Genomic DNA, 16,872 nt, shown 5'->3' with positions numbered 1-16,872 from the left:
GCTGCAATGGCTCTAACTGCCACAGAACCAGTTGCTTCAATAGAAGCTTTAAAAGCAGCTAAAGACAAATTAACAAAAGCATTTGCAGGTGTTGAAAGAGAAGCTGTTACTGAATATGTAAGAACAAAATACAATGAAGAAATAGCGAGCCACAATTTTGATGAAACCGTTACAGAAGCATTAAAAGAAAAGATAAATGATACAAACTCTCCTGCTTTAGAAAATCTAATTGAAGAACATGGTAAAATCCGTGGAATTTCTGAAAAAATTAAATTTGTTAATAATTTAGAAAATATAACTGGTGTAGCTGAAGATAAATTAGAAAAAGCATTGTTAGAAAGCTATGACTTACCTAATAAACAAGATGCTTTAGTAACTTTAGCTAATAAACAAAATACAACTATTGATAATATAGAAAGCTATGACAACGTTCCTGAAGATGTTAAAACACAACTAAAAGCCTTAACATTAGTTGCAAAAACAGTTAATCAAGATGTTGATCAAGTTAACACAGATGCTTTATCTATTAAAAGATCTGCAGATAAAATTAGCGATTCATTAATCCCAGAAGAAAACAGAAAACGTTTCTATGATAGAATTTCAACTAATTTACTAAATAATAATTTATTAGAAAACTTAGTAACATCAGTTGATGATAAAATAGTAGATTTAAATAACTCAATAGTTTCACCAGAAAAAAATCTAGAACTTAAAGCAATTTTATTAAATGCAAATAATGAAAAAGATGTAGAAGACTTTGCAAAACTTCTAGATTCAGAAAATGAAAAAGTTCGTTTAGATAAAGTAATTAAAGAAGCAGATGAATTTTTAGCTGATGGTGAATTTGACAGTAATTTTGCTGAAATTCCAGAAATTAAAACATTAAAATCTGTTTTAGCAGAATCAAAACAAGCATCACTAGAAACACCAATCAGACCTGCTAAAGATTTAAAGGCACAAAAAGAAAAATTAATTGAAGCATTAAATAATGCTAAAATGGCGTCTGCTATTAAATTAGTAAGAGATAAATTAAAAGCATTAATTAATAATGAAAGTGGTTTATCAGCGCCTTTAAAAGAACGTCTATTAGACAAAATCAAACCACAAAATGCTCCTGGTTTAGCTGAATTAGCTAATAGTGAAATATTATTAAATCAAATTATTAATAATATAAAAGAAGTTAAAAATACAGCTTTACTAGATCAAGATAAAGAAAGATTAGCTAACAATTTAATTGATAATTATTCAGATAACGCAAAACAAAAAGCTTTAATTAATTTTGCAAAATCTATAGATAATAATATTAAAGAAGCAAAATCTAATTTAGAAAACTTAAATATTCCAAATGACGTTAAAGATAAATTAATTTCAAATCTTTCATCATTTGATGAAGACAGTTTAGCAAAAGCTAAAGAACACGTTCTTTCAGCAAAAGATTTAGAAAACTTCATTAATGATTCAGTATTTATTCCTGAAGAATCTAGAGATTTATTAATGAAAAAAATATCTGAAAATAAAGCTAATAATGAAAACTTAAAAACATTAATTAATGATTTTTCAGATTTAATTAAAGAAGTAAATAATTTAACTTTACCAAAAGCTAAAAAAGTTGAAATCTCTAATGAAATTTTATCAAAAGCTAATTTAGAAGAAGCTAAAGCTTATTTAGAATCAATTAGCTGAAAATTCAACTTAGAACATGAAGTATTTAATAATGTTCCTAAAACAATATTAGATGAATTAGGTGGTTCTGATAAAGATGTAGCTATTGCCGAATATCTAAATAATCTAACAAAATTAAATATTAATAATTTATCAAATGCTAAATTAAAAGAATTCTTTAAAGAATTTAAAAATTAGATACCAAAATTCAAAGAGATCTATTTGTTAAAAAATACGTGATTCAAGATAAATATGAAAAAGCAAGCGCAGCTAAAAAAGCAAAAGACTTCTGAATATGAATTATTCTAATGTCTATAACATCAGCTTTAATATTCTTAGGAATTATTGTTTTAGCAAAGAAAAAAATAAGAAGAAGACACAGAGCAATTGATAAAGAAAATAAATAAAATTAACACAAAAAAATCAAGTAGTTAAAGCTACTTGATTTTTAAAATATTATTTTTAATTATCTTCTAACTATGTTGTCAGTTGCTGAAGGTCCTGATTGATATCTTGGATTACTTACTATTTTCTTAATTGCTTCATAGAATTTTTGAACATTTCCGTATCCATATTCTCTGTTTCATCCACCATATTCAGCATTACCTGGAACCATGATGTAAGCTTGTTGGAAATCATTTTCATCAAATTTATTGGTTTTTAAATTTCAAGTATGTGCTTTTGCACCATTAACTGAAAAAATATCTTTCATTCAAGCATTATCTTTATAGAATTTAACTCTTAAATCGTTATCTTTACCTCTTGAATATCCATCAAAGAAGTCATCGAAGTTATCTCCCACTCTCATTATTGTTTTTAATTTAACAGCATTTCCAGAACCACTGTCTTCTACTGAAAGATTTCAACCGTCTGTTTTAGCATCTAAACCATTCATTCTTAAAGTTTTTAGAGCTTTTTTACCAATTATTTCAGCTGATAAAGTGTTTTTTCAAGGTTCTCAAGGTTTATCTCTAAATGAGTCAGTAAATTCTAATTTTTTAGCTAAAGCACTTAACTGTTCTTTAGTCATGTTTTCTGTTTTTTCTTTTGTAATTTCGCTATCTATGTTAGTTTGATATGGTAAAGTACCTCTCATTCAGAATTGATAATTTGCTATAAATTCTACACCTATTCTTTTTAGGTTTTCTTTAACAGCATCTCTCATAGCTTCAGATTGATTCATATCTGAGTTATAAATTACCAAACCACCATGTGATTGAACATAGTTAATAAATTCTACAGCTCCTGGTACAGCAAATCTTCTAGACATTAAATCTTCTTTTTCTTTATTTGCGTTGCTAAAACCACCATTAATCATAGCGCCAGCTTCTGTTAAATCATTTTGTAAAACAGTTTCATCTATATCCATAAATACAACAGGTACAAATTTATCTGTTGCTGCATTTGTTACGTGTTTTGTTGTATTGTAGTTCCGTGCTTCACTAAAGTCAAATAAATTTTTATTTTTTTCATTTTCCATTAATTTTTTGTAAGCTTCAATACCATTTTTATAAGCAGCTTCTTTTGCAATTAGTGATTCTGCAGATTTGATGTATCAAACAATTCCACCAAATGAACCAGCATCTTTATTGAATTTAGCAATTAGTTCATGTAATTGATCTTGACTCAATGCTTGATTTAAATTTGCTTCATTTAACACTTGTAGTTTTTGATCATCTGTTAATTTAGCAAATGATTCTTTAGCTAAAGTGAAATCATCTTTATTTAAAGCTGAACTTTCACTTTTCGCTCCTTCTTGTTTTTTTGTATCATTTTTAGCACATGAAATAGCCAAAGGAGCAATAGGAGCTAAAGCAGCTGACATAATTCCTAAGCTAATTAAAAATTTATTTTTTTTCATTATTTTAAAAATTCTCCTTAAATTTTTTAACATATCAATTTTACTTTTATGCACTAAAATTATAAAACTCTAAAAAAATAAATTTTTAAATATTAATATTTTTCTTTAAATCGTTCTTAAAATAAATATCTTTTTTAAAAATCTAAAAAAGCAAAAAAAGTTCTTAAATTAAGCACTTTTTTTGCTTTTTGCTATAATTTATTTATAAAAACTAATAAGAAATTTTATTTTATTTTAAAAAAGGTAATTTTATGTCCGAAAGAGAAAGAAGAAATAAGAATAAGAAGATGGCAGCGCTTTTTGCAACTGGTGTAGCAGTTGCTGGTACTACATTAACTTACATATTAATAGAATCAAGAAATGTTACAAGATTTAAAGATGTTTTAAAAGAAGCTAGACAAATAAATGAAGATCAAAATATAGACAATGCTATAGAGTTTTCAGATTATAAAGATCTAAGACATAATATAAACGAATTAGTAAATAAATACTCTTCAAAAGAAAAAGAGTATTTACATTCTAATTCTAAATCTTTTAAAGCTATGCGTGAACTTGCAGATGAAATTACATCAGTTAGATCAAGTATAGCAGAAGCGCTTTATAAAGAAACAGATTATAGTAGAAGTATAGTTGATAATCCATATTTAGATAATGAAATAAAAGAAGATTTAAACAATCTATTAAAAGAATATGATAGTTTTAATTCTTTATTTGACAATAGCACTCCAAAATTAGCCAAAATGCTAAACGATTTTATTTTAAATAACCAAATAGCATTCGACAGGGGGGGGGCAAACGATCTCTGATCTTAAAAATGAATTAAATAATTTAATAGAAAGAATCGGAGATAATGAAGAATTAGTAGCTTCTAAAAAAGAAATAGTAGAAGTTTTAAATAATGTGCCAAATGATATTAATAAAGGTAATTATTTAGACATAATTAAAACTTTGTCATTAACTTTTGAAAAAAACAAAAAAATAGTAGATGAAAATGATAGAGAAGCTTTAAGAGCTCGTTTAACTGAATTATCATCAAGTGCAGGTGTTATATTAACTGATGATTATTTAAGTGATGGAGAAATTAAAGAAGAATTAACAACAGAAAAAACTGATTCTGACACTTTATTAAAAGAAAATAAACCAGAAATTACAAATTTAAAAGACCAAATAGAAGAAATAAACTTTGCTATTGAAAAAGCAAAAGATGCAATTAATAAAGCCAAAATTAAAGAAGCAAGAGATAATTTAACAGCAACAATTCTAAGAGCAGAAGGTATTTTACCAAGACTTGTAGATTTCGAAGCTAAAAGTATTTTAACATTAGGTATAAATAAAGGTCGTCAAGTAAATGATAATGAAGATGCGACAGCAGAAGAATTAAAAAATGCCAATGTTCAATTAATAAGTGATATACAAAAAGCAATTTTATTAAATCAAAAAAATGCTCTTTCAAAACAACTTAGAGATATAAACAAACTTTTAAAGGATGCCAAAAATAATGCTGATGAAATAGTAGGTATTGATGAATTACAAGATGCTAGAAATAGATTATTAGCCGCAATAGAAAGTACAGAAGAGAATTTAAAAAATAATATTATAGATGCAAATGACTTTGCTGTTGCAACAAAAGCATTAAAAGATGTCTTAGACGAATCTAAGAAGTCAATTGAAACATTCTTTAGTGAAAACCATAAAGAAGATTTAAAGAGAGCAATTTTTAGAGCTAATAGATTAAAAAATGATATTTCTAAAATACCTGAATTAGCTAACGACTTAACTAGATTAAATAAAATAATAAGTGAAAATCCTTTTAATGATAGTGATCCAGATGCTACTGTTTTAGAGAAAACTAGAAAATTAAAAGAAGCTTATGATGAAATTCTAGCTAAATTAGATAAATACAATGCTAAAAAAGAATTAGAAGAATTAATTAAAGAAGCAAATGCATTAAAAGCAGAAGGTGAAAAAGAAAAAGTTGATGCAGCGGAATTTAAAAAAGCTATTGACGCCGCAAACAACGGCATTGGCTCAAAATCTACTGAAACTTTAGAAAATGATTTTGATACTTTAAGAGTTTCTATAAATAAATATAGAGAAAAATTAGAAACAAGTAGAAAAGCAAAAGCTTTAGAAAGAATTAAAGCATTAAGAACTAAGGCTGAAAACGAATTATTAAATAATGAATTATTAGATGAAAATCTAAAAAGAGAATTAAAAAATATATATGATCTAACAAGTAATTTAAATGGATTAGCTTCAGCACAATTGAATGAATTAGCTGACTCATTGAAACAAAAAGAAGATGAAGCTGAGAAAGATATTTTAACAAAAGGTATTAATAATGAAATTTCTTTATTTAAAGAAAAAATTCAAACTTTAGAAAACGATAAAAAAATTGTTTCTAATTTAGGAACAATTCAAAGCGGTCTACAAACCTTTGTCAATGAAAAAGAAAATATTTCAGGTTTATCTAATGAAGCCTTAAAAACTAGATTAGAAGAAATTAAAACTAAAAAAGCAGATGTTTTAGCGAAAGAAAAACAAGAATGAAAAAATGATTATGAAGTTCAAAAGCAAAACGCTAAAAATATAGCTTCAATGATTTCAAATGAAACAGAAAATCATCATAAAGAAAATAAAGACGCTTTAAATACATTTTTATCAACTGCTAATATCTTAGATACTGACAGCACAGATCAAATTAAAGATAAATATAAACAATTAGTAGACAAAAGAAATGAAATTGAAAAAGCGGAAAAAGATCAACACAAACGTGAAATTAATGAATTATTAGCAGAAGTTGAAAAAGTAGACAGTAAATTTGATGATTTAAATATGAATAATGAAAAAGTTGCTTTAGATACAGTTGTAAAACAAAAAGCACCATCTGAAGAAGCTTTAGACAAGAAAAGCATAACTGAATTAATTGATTCTAGAGATAGAATAAAAAATGCTATTTTAGATGCTAAAAGAAAACAATTAACTGAATTATTAAGAAGAGCGGACGAACTAAAAAATTCATTAAAAGCAAATCATATAGATACAGCAGAAATAGAAAGAGTAATTAATTCAGCTAAAAACCCAGCAGTTTCATCACAAAACAGCAGTCAATTAGATGACAATATTAAAAAAGTTTCAGACATTATTGGTTCTTCTAAACAAGAAGGAGATCGTGTTAGAGATCTAAGAGACGAAATTACCAGACTTTTAGCAAGGGCTAAAAAAGTTGAAGGTAAAACAAAAACTACTCAAATAGGAAATGAATTAACTGGTGCAAAAAATTCAGTAGCTGATTTAAATTCTAAATCATCAACTGAATTAACTGCTATTAGAGATAGATTATTAGCTGCAACTAATTCAGCAGAAAATGATGCTAGAGCAAACTATAGAGAAAAAATTCAAAATCTATTAAATGATAATAAGAGAATAAAGGCAAATCTAAAAACAGAAAAATTAGATACTGATTTAGCTACTTTACAAAGTGTAATTGATGCTAATAATCACGTTAATGGAAATAATGATATAGATAATTTAGTAGCAGAAGAAGCAAAATTAAAACAAGCATTTGCAGATGCTGAAAATAAACTTTTAACTAAAGTTAGAAATGATATTAATACATTAGCTGGAAATCAAACAGTCTTAATAAATGAATTAGCATTAATTAATACAAAATTAAAAGACAATTTAAATTCTGTTATTAATGATGCTAAAAGAAACCAAAATCTTGATTATAACGGACTAAAAAATAAACAAAGTCTTCTAAATAATGCAATAGAGTTAGCAAATTCTAAAAAGGCTTTAAATGAAGAAATTAAAAAAGCTGAAGCTCTAAAAGCTAAAATGCAACCTTCGGCTGGTTTAAATTCTGAAACACAAGCATTTGGCAAAAAAATAGATGCCGCTAAAGCAAAATTAATTTCAGAAACTAACGATGCAAATGTTAAATCATTAACAGCCTCTGTAAAACAAGATACAGCAACAAATCAAAGCACTTTTGACGAATATAATAGAGTGAAAAAAGAAGTGAAAGCTTTAAAAACCTCAACTGAAGCTTATATTAACTCAAATTTAAACGATGATAAATTCTACTCAGCTTTAAAAGCAGATCTACAAAGTGTTTTAACAGGTGATATAAATACAATGAATTTAGAAGCCTTAAAAAGCAAAAAAGATTCAATTACTAGAAGAAAAGATGCAGTTGATAAAAAAGCTAAACAAATTAAAGCATTAATTAAAACATATAATGATGTAAAAAGAAAAGCAGATGAATATTATGATTTAATAAGAGAATTAGATAGTTCTAGATTACCATATGAAAATGAAATAAGAACTCCGGCAAATAATAAATATGAAGAATTTAAGAGAGATAACGATCCTACTAAATTGCAAGCTTCTATAGATATCTATAAAAAAGCTGAAGCAAAATATACAGAATTAATTAATGTTCAAAAAACAGGACTGGAAAAAGAATTAGCAAAATTTGCACCAAAGAGCTCAGAAGCTAATAGTTACACAAATCCTGGGGCAACCGATTCTACTCATCATCTTCCTAATGGGAGACCTGTGCCTATTGACAACCTTGCACAAGGAGATTTTAGAAGATTAAGTAATGATTTTAAAGCAAATACTAATAGAGCAGACGCTGATAGATTGTATGGTAAACAAAAATTAAAAACTAAAGAGTTAGCCGATTTAATAATTTCCAAACAACAAACTCTAGCCACATACGATAGAAGAAAAAAAGAAATTCTTGACGCGAACTTTGATCGAGCTTCAACATTTGGTGGTTATGTAAACGCAAGAAATGCTTTATATGATAAACTATACAATCATAGAAATGATGCCGATCCTGAATTCTTCAGTTTAGAAAAAGAAACATACAACACACTAAAAAGATTAAGCAACTTATCGGACAAAGAACAAGATTCTAGACTATTGCAGGCAAGAAGAGACCTAGAAGCAGCTACTAGAAAAATAGAACTTAGAGAAATTGCTACAGAAAATGAAAGACAAAAATACATTAACTACTTAGGCGATCCTAATAGTTCTGATTTTGACAAGTATTATAGAGACTTTAGAACAGACTTTGATAATTGATATCCTGAAGCTAAAAGAAATAGTACTTTAGATAAATATCCTGATACTATGAAAGATACTATGGATAGAATAAAAACTCAGTTATTGCCATTAATTAAGAATTTTGCAAAAGAAAGAGATTCTTTATTTTCTTTAAGATTAGCTTATGAAATGAAAAGATTTATTCAAGATTACGGAGATGATTGAAAAGCATTCGGTTATAACTGAAATGGTGAATATATGAGAAAAGTTTTTGCACAAAATGTTCAAAACCCACAAAAAACAAGATTTATCAATTATTTACAAAATATTTATAATAATACAGAAAACAATATAGCATGAAGAAATGACGAAGCAAGAAATTACTATGCTGCTGGACCGGTTAGGGCTAATAGATTTAAAGAAAATAATTGAACTAAATATGACCCTGCTGGATATCCATACTACTATAGCGTTGATGCAAGTGCATATCAAGTAGCAGAAGTTTGATATTATGATGGTTATTCATATATTGTTAAACAAATGTTAAGAGTATTAGTTCCTTCATTAAGATTAATTCGTGATGGTACAAATAGTGTGAATGAAACTAATAAACACAATATTTCTTCTTACGGTTATATAAATGCTGAAGTAAAAAGAAAATGAAAAAATATTTACGAAGCTTACTTTTCACCAATAAATACAAGAAAAGATAAAAGATTGGTAAACCAAGATATACTAGAATACTTATACGGACAATTTAATACAAATATGATTAATTAAAATAAAAGATCGCAACCGCGATCTTTTTTATACTGCTTTTTCAAGTTTGTCTTTTTTTGCTTTTTGAATTCCTTCAGGTTGTTTAACTCTCATTATACCTTTTCACATAAAACCTAAAGCAGGAGTTAAAAACACAGCTAGTATAACTAAAATTAAGTCTAAAATAAATATAATACCAGGATTATCGCCTTTATAAAATAAAGGGAATCTAAAGTTTAAAAATGGATATATTACAACATTAAAATCTCTATAAGCTTGATATTTTTCTTCATTTCCATTAAAGTTTTTTAAATCTAGTAATTGGCTTCCTATTAAAAATACAACTAAAGCAAATGCAAAATATACTAAAACAAATAAATTAGACATTCAGATTTGTGTATTTTTAACAAATATAGTTTTTCTTACTAAAAATAAAGCAATAAAACCTAAAATTGGATGAATTGCGTGAACAAAAAAGCTAGGTAATGCTAAATGTAATGCTTTTCATGTGTCAAGTGAACTTGGTAAAACTAAACTTCAGTATACAACAAAAGTAATAGTAATATATGTAATAGTAGCAAAAAATCACGCTTGTACTTTTTGATGTTCTTTTTTAAAAGCAAAAATAATTAAAGTAATTGAAAGCATAAAATTACTTATCTCTGTAAAAGTAATAGTATTACCTCATATTATTCTTAATGAATTAGGTAATACAACTTTACTATGATCAACTAAAGCTTTAAATTGATTTTGATATTCTGCTTTAGAAGAAATAATTGAGTTATTAAAATTAATAATAATAATAATTACATTACTAATTAAAGTAATTAAGCCAAGATAAAATATTGTCTTTGTTATTTTATCTCAGCTTTTATATAGCATTCTAAAATCATTTGCTATATTTTTAATCTGTTCTTTTTTCATACATAAAAATATAGCACAAAAAATTAATGTTTTTTGAAAAAATTTTCATAATTTTTATTATAAAAATTTAAAAAACACTAATTTTCTTAATTTATTATTGTGATTTCGTCTATTTTTTCGTCTTCTTGATTATCTAAAAAACTAAATTGGTCTACATATGCTTTTGCTAATTCTGCAATTTCTTTATTACATGCATCGCCTAATTTATTGTGTAAAAATCAAGCTAAAAATATATAATCATCAGTCAACAGCATACGTTTAGTCATAGCTACTTGCATAAATTCTTCGAAAACGATTTTTGAATCGATAATTTTTATTGTTTTGGCTTCACTATTTATTAAAGCTTCAAAATCAACAATGAGTTCTCTAAAATATCTCATATAATCGTTATCTACATCTCTTTTGAATTTCTTTGCTTTATTTTTTAAATAAACAAAAGAAAGTTCTAATAGTTTATTAAAAGTTTTTTCATTATAAATATAGTCTTTAAGATCTAATTCTTTTAATTTCTTTTGTATTGGAAGATATTTATTACTTTTTGATTTTAAAATTGTTTTCATTAAGAAATAAACTTCTTTAAAATCATCAAATAATGGTTTAATAGATTTTAAATCACCTAATTTTTTTAATCTTTCTATATTGTCTAATAGCTCTTGATTTTCAAAAGCTAAAAAGTAAATGTCTCCCACTCTAACTCTTTTTGATTTAGCTAAAAAGTTTTCATATAAGTGAGAGATTCTAAAAAAGCCTCAATCCCTTTCATATATTGAGTCAAATAATATTTCAAATAGCAAATCGTTTGCTAATATATCTCTAATAATAATTTTTTTCAACTTTAATGGCAAACTCATATCTTTAATTATATTAAAAAAATAAAAATATTGCTATAATTTAATTTAATATGGAACAAATTAAAGTATATATCGATTTTGAAGCAATAGCAAACCCATTTGCTAAATTAATAAATATCCCTAATTCAACGCCTTATTGCTATTCTCTAGGCTTATTAAATGATAAAAATAAATTTCAGATATCTACTTTTATAATTGATTTTAGAAAACATAATAGCGTTACTTCAATTTGAGCTAAATTAAAAAAACAAATAATTCTTGATATAAATAAAATAAATAAAAAAGTAAACATTAAAAATGTTGTTTTTGTAGGACACAACCCTTATTTAGAAATCGAATGTCTTAAAAAAATGTTTCCTGATAATTCAGTTGAACCATTAATTAATAACTCAACTGTTTCATTATCAAAACTAGTTGGAAAAGAATATAATAAAAACTATTTTTCAAAAGTAAAAGAAGTAATTTTTTCAGATAAAAATAATCATAAATCATTTTTTATTAAAGCCTTAGGCGATAGAAATGGAGCAATAGCTTCATATATTGGCTATTGATTATATGTTGATGCTTTTATAATGGCTTTTAAAGAAAAAGATAGAAGAATAAGATTCTTTTGTCCAATGGACAGAAGAGTCACTTTAAGAGAATTAAGATCATATTCAAATGATGATGTTGATAAAATGTTATATTTAGCAAGCAAGCCGGAACTTTTAGAAAAACTTTTAAAAGAATTAAGTTATAAAAAAGACTTACTTAAAGCAATTAATAATTTAGATTTAAATGATAAATTAACAATAAAAGAAATTAAAGAAAAAATATGAAGTTTATAGGAGTTTAAAAGTGCAAATAAATAAAAATAAACACGTTTTTAGACGTTTACTTCCGCAAAATAAAAGCGATTTAAAATCATATTTTATTAAAACACTTCCTATTATTATTGGTGAAATTCTTTTTTGTTTAAATGGATTTTTAGATAACTTTATGGTTAGCCATATAAGTGGTGGAGTTGATGCATTAAGTTATGCCAATAGTTATACTGGAATTATTTATACTGTCTTTTTTTCAATTCAAGGTATAGCTGCAATGTTTGTGGGACAGTATTATGGAAAAAAAGACTATGATAAAGTAAAACAAATTATTAATTTAAGGTTTTGATTAAATTTTGTAGTTGTCATTTGTTTTGCTATTCCAACTTGAGTTGTCGGCAAACAAATGATTGAATTAATAGGTGGACCTAATATTAAAGAATCAGTTAAAATTCAATCTGTTAGATATTTATCTTTAATTTGTATTTCATGACTTTTAACAACTTATAATATTAATACTAACATGCTTTTAAATGAAACAGGTCATTCTAAATATGCTTTTTTTTCAGCATGTGCTACTATGACTTCAAATGCTTTAATTAATGTTCTATTTTTATATATTCTAAAAAAACCTGCATACTATGCAGCTATAGGTTCAATTATAGGTGCTTTAGTTTGTGCTATTAGTGATGAATTATGAACTTATTTTAAAGATAGAAAAATATTTATTAATCCTTTAAAAGTATTTTATATAACTAAACCTATTGCAAAACAAATACTTTCTAAAATTCCAGCAATGCTAATTACTATTTCAGCAATGATTACAATTCCTTTAAGATTAATTATTTGAACAAGAGCTTATCCAGATGATTTGCTTCATGGCTCAGGTGTTGGTTTAAAATGAATGGGAATTAATTCAGCTAATGTTTTTGGTTTAGTTGAAAGTCTTTCAACAATAGCTTCAGCAGTTACGGGAGCTTGTTCAAGTAACGTTTCATTTTTTGTGGCCGCTAAATTAGGACATAATGAATTTGATGAAGCAGAAAAACATTCACATGCTTTAAAAGGTTTTCATGCTCTATTAGGTTTTATTGTTTCAATTTTATTATTAGCAGTAGTATTTGCTATTGCATATTCACCTACTACAACAAAAGGTATATCTGAAGGAATTAATAAAATCTTTTATGAAAATAAACAAAGTTCTTTAGCAAATCAAAAACAATATGTTTTAGAAATTCTAAAAACTCAAAATCGTTTAGATCTATTAAATTATATTGATCAAAATAATTCACTTCCATTTTTAAATCAAAATCCTGATTATGATTTATGAGTTAAAAAAGCTGCTAATTTAGGAAGACAAGAATATAGAAAAGCATTTTTATTTTGCTCATTTACTTTTTTAGCTTTTAATCCAGTATGATGTTGATTTTATACTTCAGCTGCTTTACCAAGAGCAGGTGGTAGAACAATAATAGCTTCAATAACTATGTGAGTTGCTCAATGACTTTCATTTATATGACTTGTTATTTTAACTTTTGCTATAGTTTTACCTTTAAGAGCTAATGGAACTAATATTTCAATTGCTTTAACTTACTTTTTATTTTACTCAATTGATTTTATAAGGTTAGCAATTTTTGAAATAGTGGCCTGAAAAACTGATTGAAAAAGAAATATAACAATTAATCATAAAAGCGATTCAGAGCCTATATCACAAAGTGCCTAAAAGCACTTTTTTTTGTGAAAAATTTAAGAAAAATTAGCGAAAAAACTTATTAAAAAAACTACTTAAAGTTGGTAAAATAATGGTACGTAAAACTAAAAAAAGTTAAAGGAGTTTTTATGGGCTTATATGATGTAATAGAACCTTATAATTATGGTTATTTAAAAGTTAGTGATTTACATTCTATTTATTATGAAGAAATAGGAAATCCTAATGGAAAACCAATTTTATTTGTTCATGGTGGACCTGGTGGTGGAATTTCTGAATCATCAAGACAGTATTTCGATTCTAAATATTATAGAGTCATTTTATTTGATCAAAGAGGAGCAGGGAAAAGTTTACCAGCCGCTGAAATAAAAGAAAATACAACACATGATCTAATAGAAGATATTGAAAAACTTAGAGAATTTTTAAAAATAGATAAATGAACATTATTTGGGGGATCTTGAGGTTCTACTCTTTCATTACTTTATGCAATTAAATATCCAAGTAAAGTTAATGGAATGATATTAAGAGGAATATTTTTAGGAAGAAAAGAAGATGATAACTGATTATATAATAAAGGTGCATCTGATTATTTTCCTTATGAATATGAAGAATATTCTTCTTTTGTAAAACCAGAAGAAAGAGATGATCTAATTTTAGCTTATCATAAATATCTAAATCACGAAGATCCTAAAATAGCAGAGCAAGCTGCATATCATTGAGCAAAATGAGAACTTAGCTTAATAACTTTAATTAAAAGTCCCATTTTAGAAGAAATTTTAAGTGATAAAAAAGCTAATTTGGCTTTAGCTAGATTAGAAAATCATTATTTTGTTAATCACATTTTTTTAGATGATGATAACTACATTTTAAATAATGCTAATAAAATAGAAAATATAAAAACTATTATAATTCATGGACAATATGACATGGATTGTAGACCTGTTGGAGCTTATTTACTTCATCAAAAATTAAAAAATTCTTCACTAAGATTTATTGAAGCTTCAGGACATTCTACTAGAGATATAAAAATTGCTGAAGCTTTAGTTTTAGCTACTGAAGAATTTAAAAACTATCTATAAGGAAAATTATGAACTCAATATTAAATGTTGCTAAAAAATTAAATTTATCAGAAAAACAAGTTGCTGATACACTTGCTTTATTACAAGAAGGGGCTACAATTCCTTTTATAGCCCGTTATAGAAAAGCTGCTACTGGTGGTCTTGATGAAGATCAAATTGCTAAAATTAATGAATTTTATGTTTATGATGTTGAATTAAATAAAAGAAAAGAATATGTTTCAGAAATTTTAAAAGAAAAAGGTTTATTAACAGAAGAACTTTCTAAAAAATTATTTTTAGCTGAAACAAAAAAGCTGTTGAAAATATTTATGAACCTTTTAAAATAGGTAAAAAAACAAAAGCAACTGAAGCAATTGCTTTAGGACTTTCAAAATTAGCAGAAGACATAATGGCTTCAAGTTCTGAATCATTTAATATGTTTTCAGAAGCTAAAAAATATTTAAATGATAAAGTTCAAACAGTAGAATTTGCATTAGAACAAACTAAATTTATAATAGCTCAAATAGTTTCTCAAGATATTAAAGTTAGAGAATATATTAAACATCAAATTTATAATTATGGAGTTATTGAAACTAAATATAAAAAAGGTGCTGAAGATACAAATGGTGTATTTGAACAATACTATGATTTTAATGAAAAAGTTTCAAAAATACCAAACCACCGTGTTCTAGCTATTACAAGAGGAGAAGAAAAGAAAATTCTAAGTTATACAATAGTTGACTTTAATTTAAAAAAGATTACTTATGATCTAAATGAAATGTTTTTTAAAAACAAAAGAACAGCTAAATATATTAATGAATGTATTCAAGATGCTTTAGATAGACTTTTAATTCCTTCTATTATTAGAGAAATAAAAACAGATTTATTTGAAAGAGCAGAAAAAGAAGCTATAACAGTTTTTGCAGAAAATTTAGAACAAATGCTTTTAGGACCTGCTATTAAAAATAAAAGAATTTTAGCAATTGATCCGGCTTATGTAAACGGATGTAAAATGGCCGCTCTTGCAGAAGATGGAAAATTTTTAGAAAAAGGAATTATTTTTCCTCATAATCACGATGAAAAACAATTTATTGAAGCAGTTAAATTAGTAAATATTTTTATTGACAAATATACTATAAATTTAATAGTAATTGGTAATGGAACAGCAAGTAGAGAAACTGAAAGATTTATATCAAAATTGCTAGAAGCAAGAAAGAAAAAAATTCCAAATGACAATGTTAAATTTGGTGTAGTAAGTGAAGTAGGTGCTTCAGTTTATTCAGCATCTAAAATAGCTATTGAAGAATTTCCAGATTTAGCAGTAGAATATCGTTCAGCAATTAATATAGGTAGAAGATTTCAAGATCCATTAAATGAATTAATTAAAATTGATCCAAAATCAATAGGTGTTGGTCAATATCAACATGACGTTAATCAAAAAGAATTATCAGAACAATTAAAACTAAAAGTTAATAAAGCTGTTAATATGGTAGGTGTTGACTTAAATAGTGCAACAAAAGTTATTTTGTCATATATTTCAGGCTTAAGCAATACTATAGCAGAAAATATTGTCGCTTATCGTGAAGAAAACGGTCCTTTTATAAATAGAGAACAACTTAAAAAAGTTAAAGGATTAGGTCCTAAAGCCTATGAACAATCAGTTGGTTTTTAAGAATACATAATTCAAATAATTTCTATGATAAAACTAATATTCACCCAGAAAGTTATAAATTAGCTGATAGCATTGTTAAACTTTTAAAATTAGATTTATCAAATATCGATAAAGATAAAATTTTAAATGCCGATAAAGAAGTAATAATTGATAAATTAAAAATTAGTGAATATGATTTAGATTTAATTTTAGATTCGCTTTTAAAACCTGGAAAAGACATTAGAGAAGATAAAAAAGGTTTTGAATTTTCAGATAAGATTTTAGAAATTGATGATTTAGCAATAGGTCAAGAATTAAAAGGTGAAATTCAAAATGTTACAGATTTTGGTGCTTTTGCATTTATAGGACTTAAACAAGCTGTTTTAATTCATATAAGAAATATGAAAAAAACTGAAAACCAATATATTAAACATCCTTTAGAAGTTCTAAAAGTTGGTGATAATGTTAATATAAAAATAATTGACATAGATAAAAAACGGGGCAGAATTCAAGGTAAAATAATTTGAAATTAATTTT

The 16,872-nt window shown here is 25.7% G+C and carries 13 protein-coding genes; 10 read left to right on the top strand and 3 right to left on the bottom strand.

Going from position 1 to position 16,872, the window contains the following annotated elements:
* Window positions 1-6: 6 nt before the first annotated feature.
* Complete coding sequence (locus EGN60_RS00340) at window positions 7-1,860, top strand: hypothetical protein (protein ID WP_124724124.1); 1,854 nt, start codon at window positions 7-9, stop codon at window positions 1,858-1,860.
* A gap of 38 nt (window positions 1,861-1,898) precedes the next feature.
* Window positions 1,899-2,069, top strand: coding sequence for a hypothetical protein (locus EGN60_RS03415; RefSeq protein ID WP_157977602.1), 171 nt, complete (start codon window positions 1,899-1,901; stop codon window positions 2,067-2,069).
* 59 nt (window positions 2,070-2,128) lie between these two features.
* On the opposite strand, the gene EGN60_RS00335 is transcribed toward EGN60_RS03415, so the two are convergent.
* Complete coding sequence (locus EGN60_RS00335) at window positions 2,129-3,523, bottom strand: HAD family acid phosphatase (RefSeq protein WP_245979670.1); 1,395 nt, start codon at window positions 3,521-3,523, stop codon at window positions 2,129-2,131.
* 251 nt (window positions 3,524-3,774) lie between these two features.
* On the opposite strand from EGN60_RS00335, the gene EGN60_RS00330 reads away from it, so the two are divergent.
* Together EGN60_RS00330 and EGN60_RS00325 are read left to right on the top strand one after the other, a co-directional pair.
* The gene (locus EGN60_RS00330; protein WP_124724123.1) at window positions 3,775-4,335 is read left to right on the top strand and encodes a hypothetical protein; all 561 of its coding nucleotides are present in this window, start codon (window positions 3,775-3,777) and stop codon (window positions 4,333-4,335) included.
* A gap of 88 nt (window positions 4,336-4,423) precedes the next feature.
* A complete protein-coding gene (locus EGN60_RS00325; protein ID WP_124724122.1) occupies window positions 4,424-9,361 on the top strand; it encodes a coiled-coil domain-containing protein in 4,938 nt (1,645 codons plus the stop codon).
* Between the two features lie 27 nt (window positions 9,362-9,388).
* Here EGN60_RS00325 and EGN60_RS00320 read toward each other — a convergent pair whose 3' ends face one another.
* Both EGN60_RS00320 and EGN60_RS00315 read right to left on the bottom strand, forming a co-directional pair.
* On the bottom strand, window positions 9,389-10,264 hold the full coding sequence (locus EGN60_RS00320; protein WP_124724121.1) for an MAGa3780 family membrane protein: 876 nt from the start codon (window positions 10,262-10,264) through the stop codon (window positions 9,389-9,391).
* An 86-nt stretch (window positions 10,265-10,350) separates the two neighbouring features.
* Window positions 10,351-11,115, bottom strand: a complete 765-nt coding sequence (locus tag EGN60_RS00315; RefSeq protein ID WP_124724120.1) for a hypothetical protein — start codon at window positions 11,113-11,115, stop codon at window positions 10,351-10,353.
* 50 nt (window positions 11,116-11,165) lie between these two features.
* Between EGN60_RS00315 and EGN60_RS00310 the strand changes: the two genes are divergently transcribed.
* The 6 genes from EGN60_RS00310 (at window position 11,166) to EGN60_RS03635 (ending at window position 16,868) form a co-directional block, all read left to right on the top strand.
* Window positions 11,166-11,942 (top strand): DUF2779 domain-containing protein, encoded by a 777-nt coding sequence (locus tag EGN60_RS00310; RefSeq protein WP_124724119.1) that lies wholly within the window; start codon window positions 11,166-11,168, stop codon window positions 11,940-11,942.
* Window positions 11,943-11,952: 10 nt separating this feature from the next.
* Window positions 11,953-13,641, top strand: coding sequence for an MATE family efflux transporter (locus EGN60_RS00305; protein WP_245979667.1), 1,689 nt, complete (start codon window positions 11,953-11,955; stop codon window positions 13,639-13,641).
* A gap of 116 nt (window positions 13,642-13,757) precedes the next feature.
* A complete protein-coding gene (gene pip, locus EGN60_RS00300) occupies window positions 13,758-14,705 on the top strand; it encodes a prolyl aminopeptidase (protein WP_124724117.1) in 948 nt (315 codons plus the stop codon).
* 8 nt (window positions 14,706-14,713) lie between these two features.
* On the top strand, window positions 14,714-15,031 hold the full coding sequence (locus EGN60_RS03645) for a Tex-like N-terminal domain-containing protein (protein WP_334198907.1): 318 nt from the start codon (window positions 14,714-14,716) through the stop codon (window positions 15,029-15,031).
* Window positions 15,032-15,093: 62 nt separating this feature from the next.
* On the top strand, window positions 15,094-16,356 hold the full coding sequence (locus EGN60_RS03640; RefSeq protein WP_408632030.1) for a helix-hairpin-helix domain-containing protein: 1,263 nt from the start codon (window positions 15,094-15,096) through the stop codon (window positions 16,354-16,356).
* Entirely contained in the window at window positions 16,341-16,868 is a 528-nt protein-coding gene (locus tag EGN60_RS03635; RefSeq protein ID WP_334198909.1) for a S1 RNA-binding domain-containing protein, read from the top strand. Before EGN60_RS03640 ends, EGN60_RS03635 begins: the two co-directional genes overlap by 16 nt.
* Window positions 16,869-16,872 lie beyond the last annotated feature (4 nt).

The organism is Mycoplasma struthionis (assembly GCF_003855455.1).
GTDB classification, from domain to species: domain Bacteria; phylum Bacillota_I; class Bacilli_A; order Mycoplasmatales; family Metamycoplasmataceae; genus Metamycoplasma; species Metamycoplasma struthionis.
The sequence above is the reverse complement of the archived record's forward strand: the minus strand, read 5'-3'. Positions and strand labels throughout refer to the sequence as shown.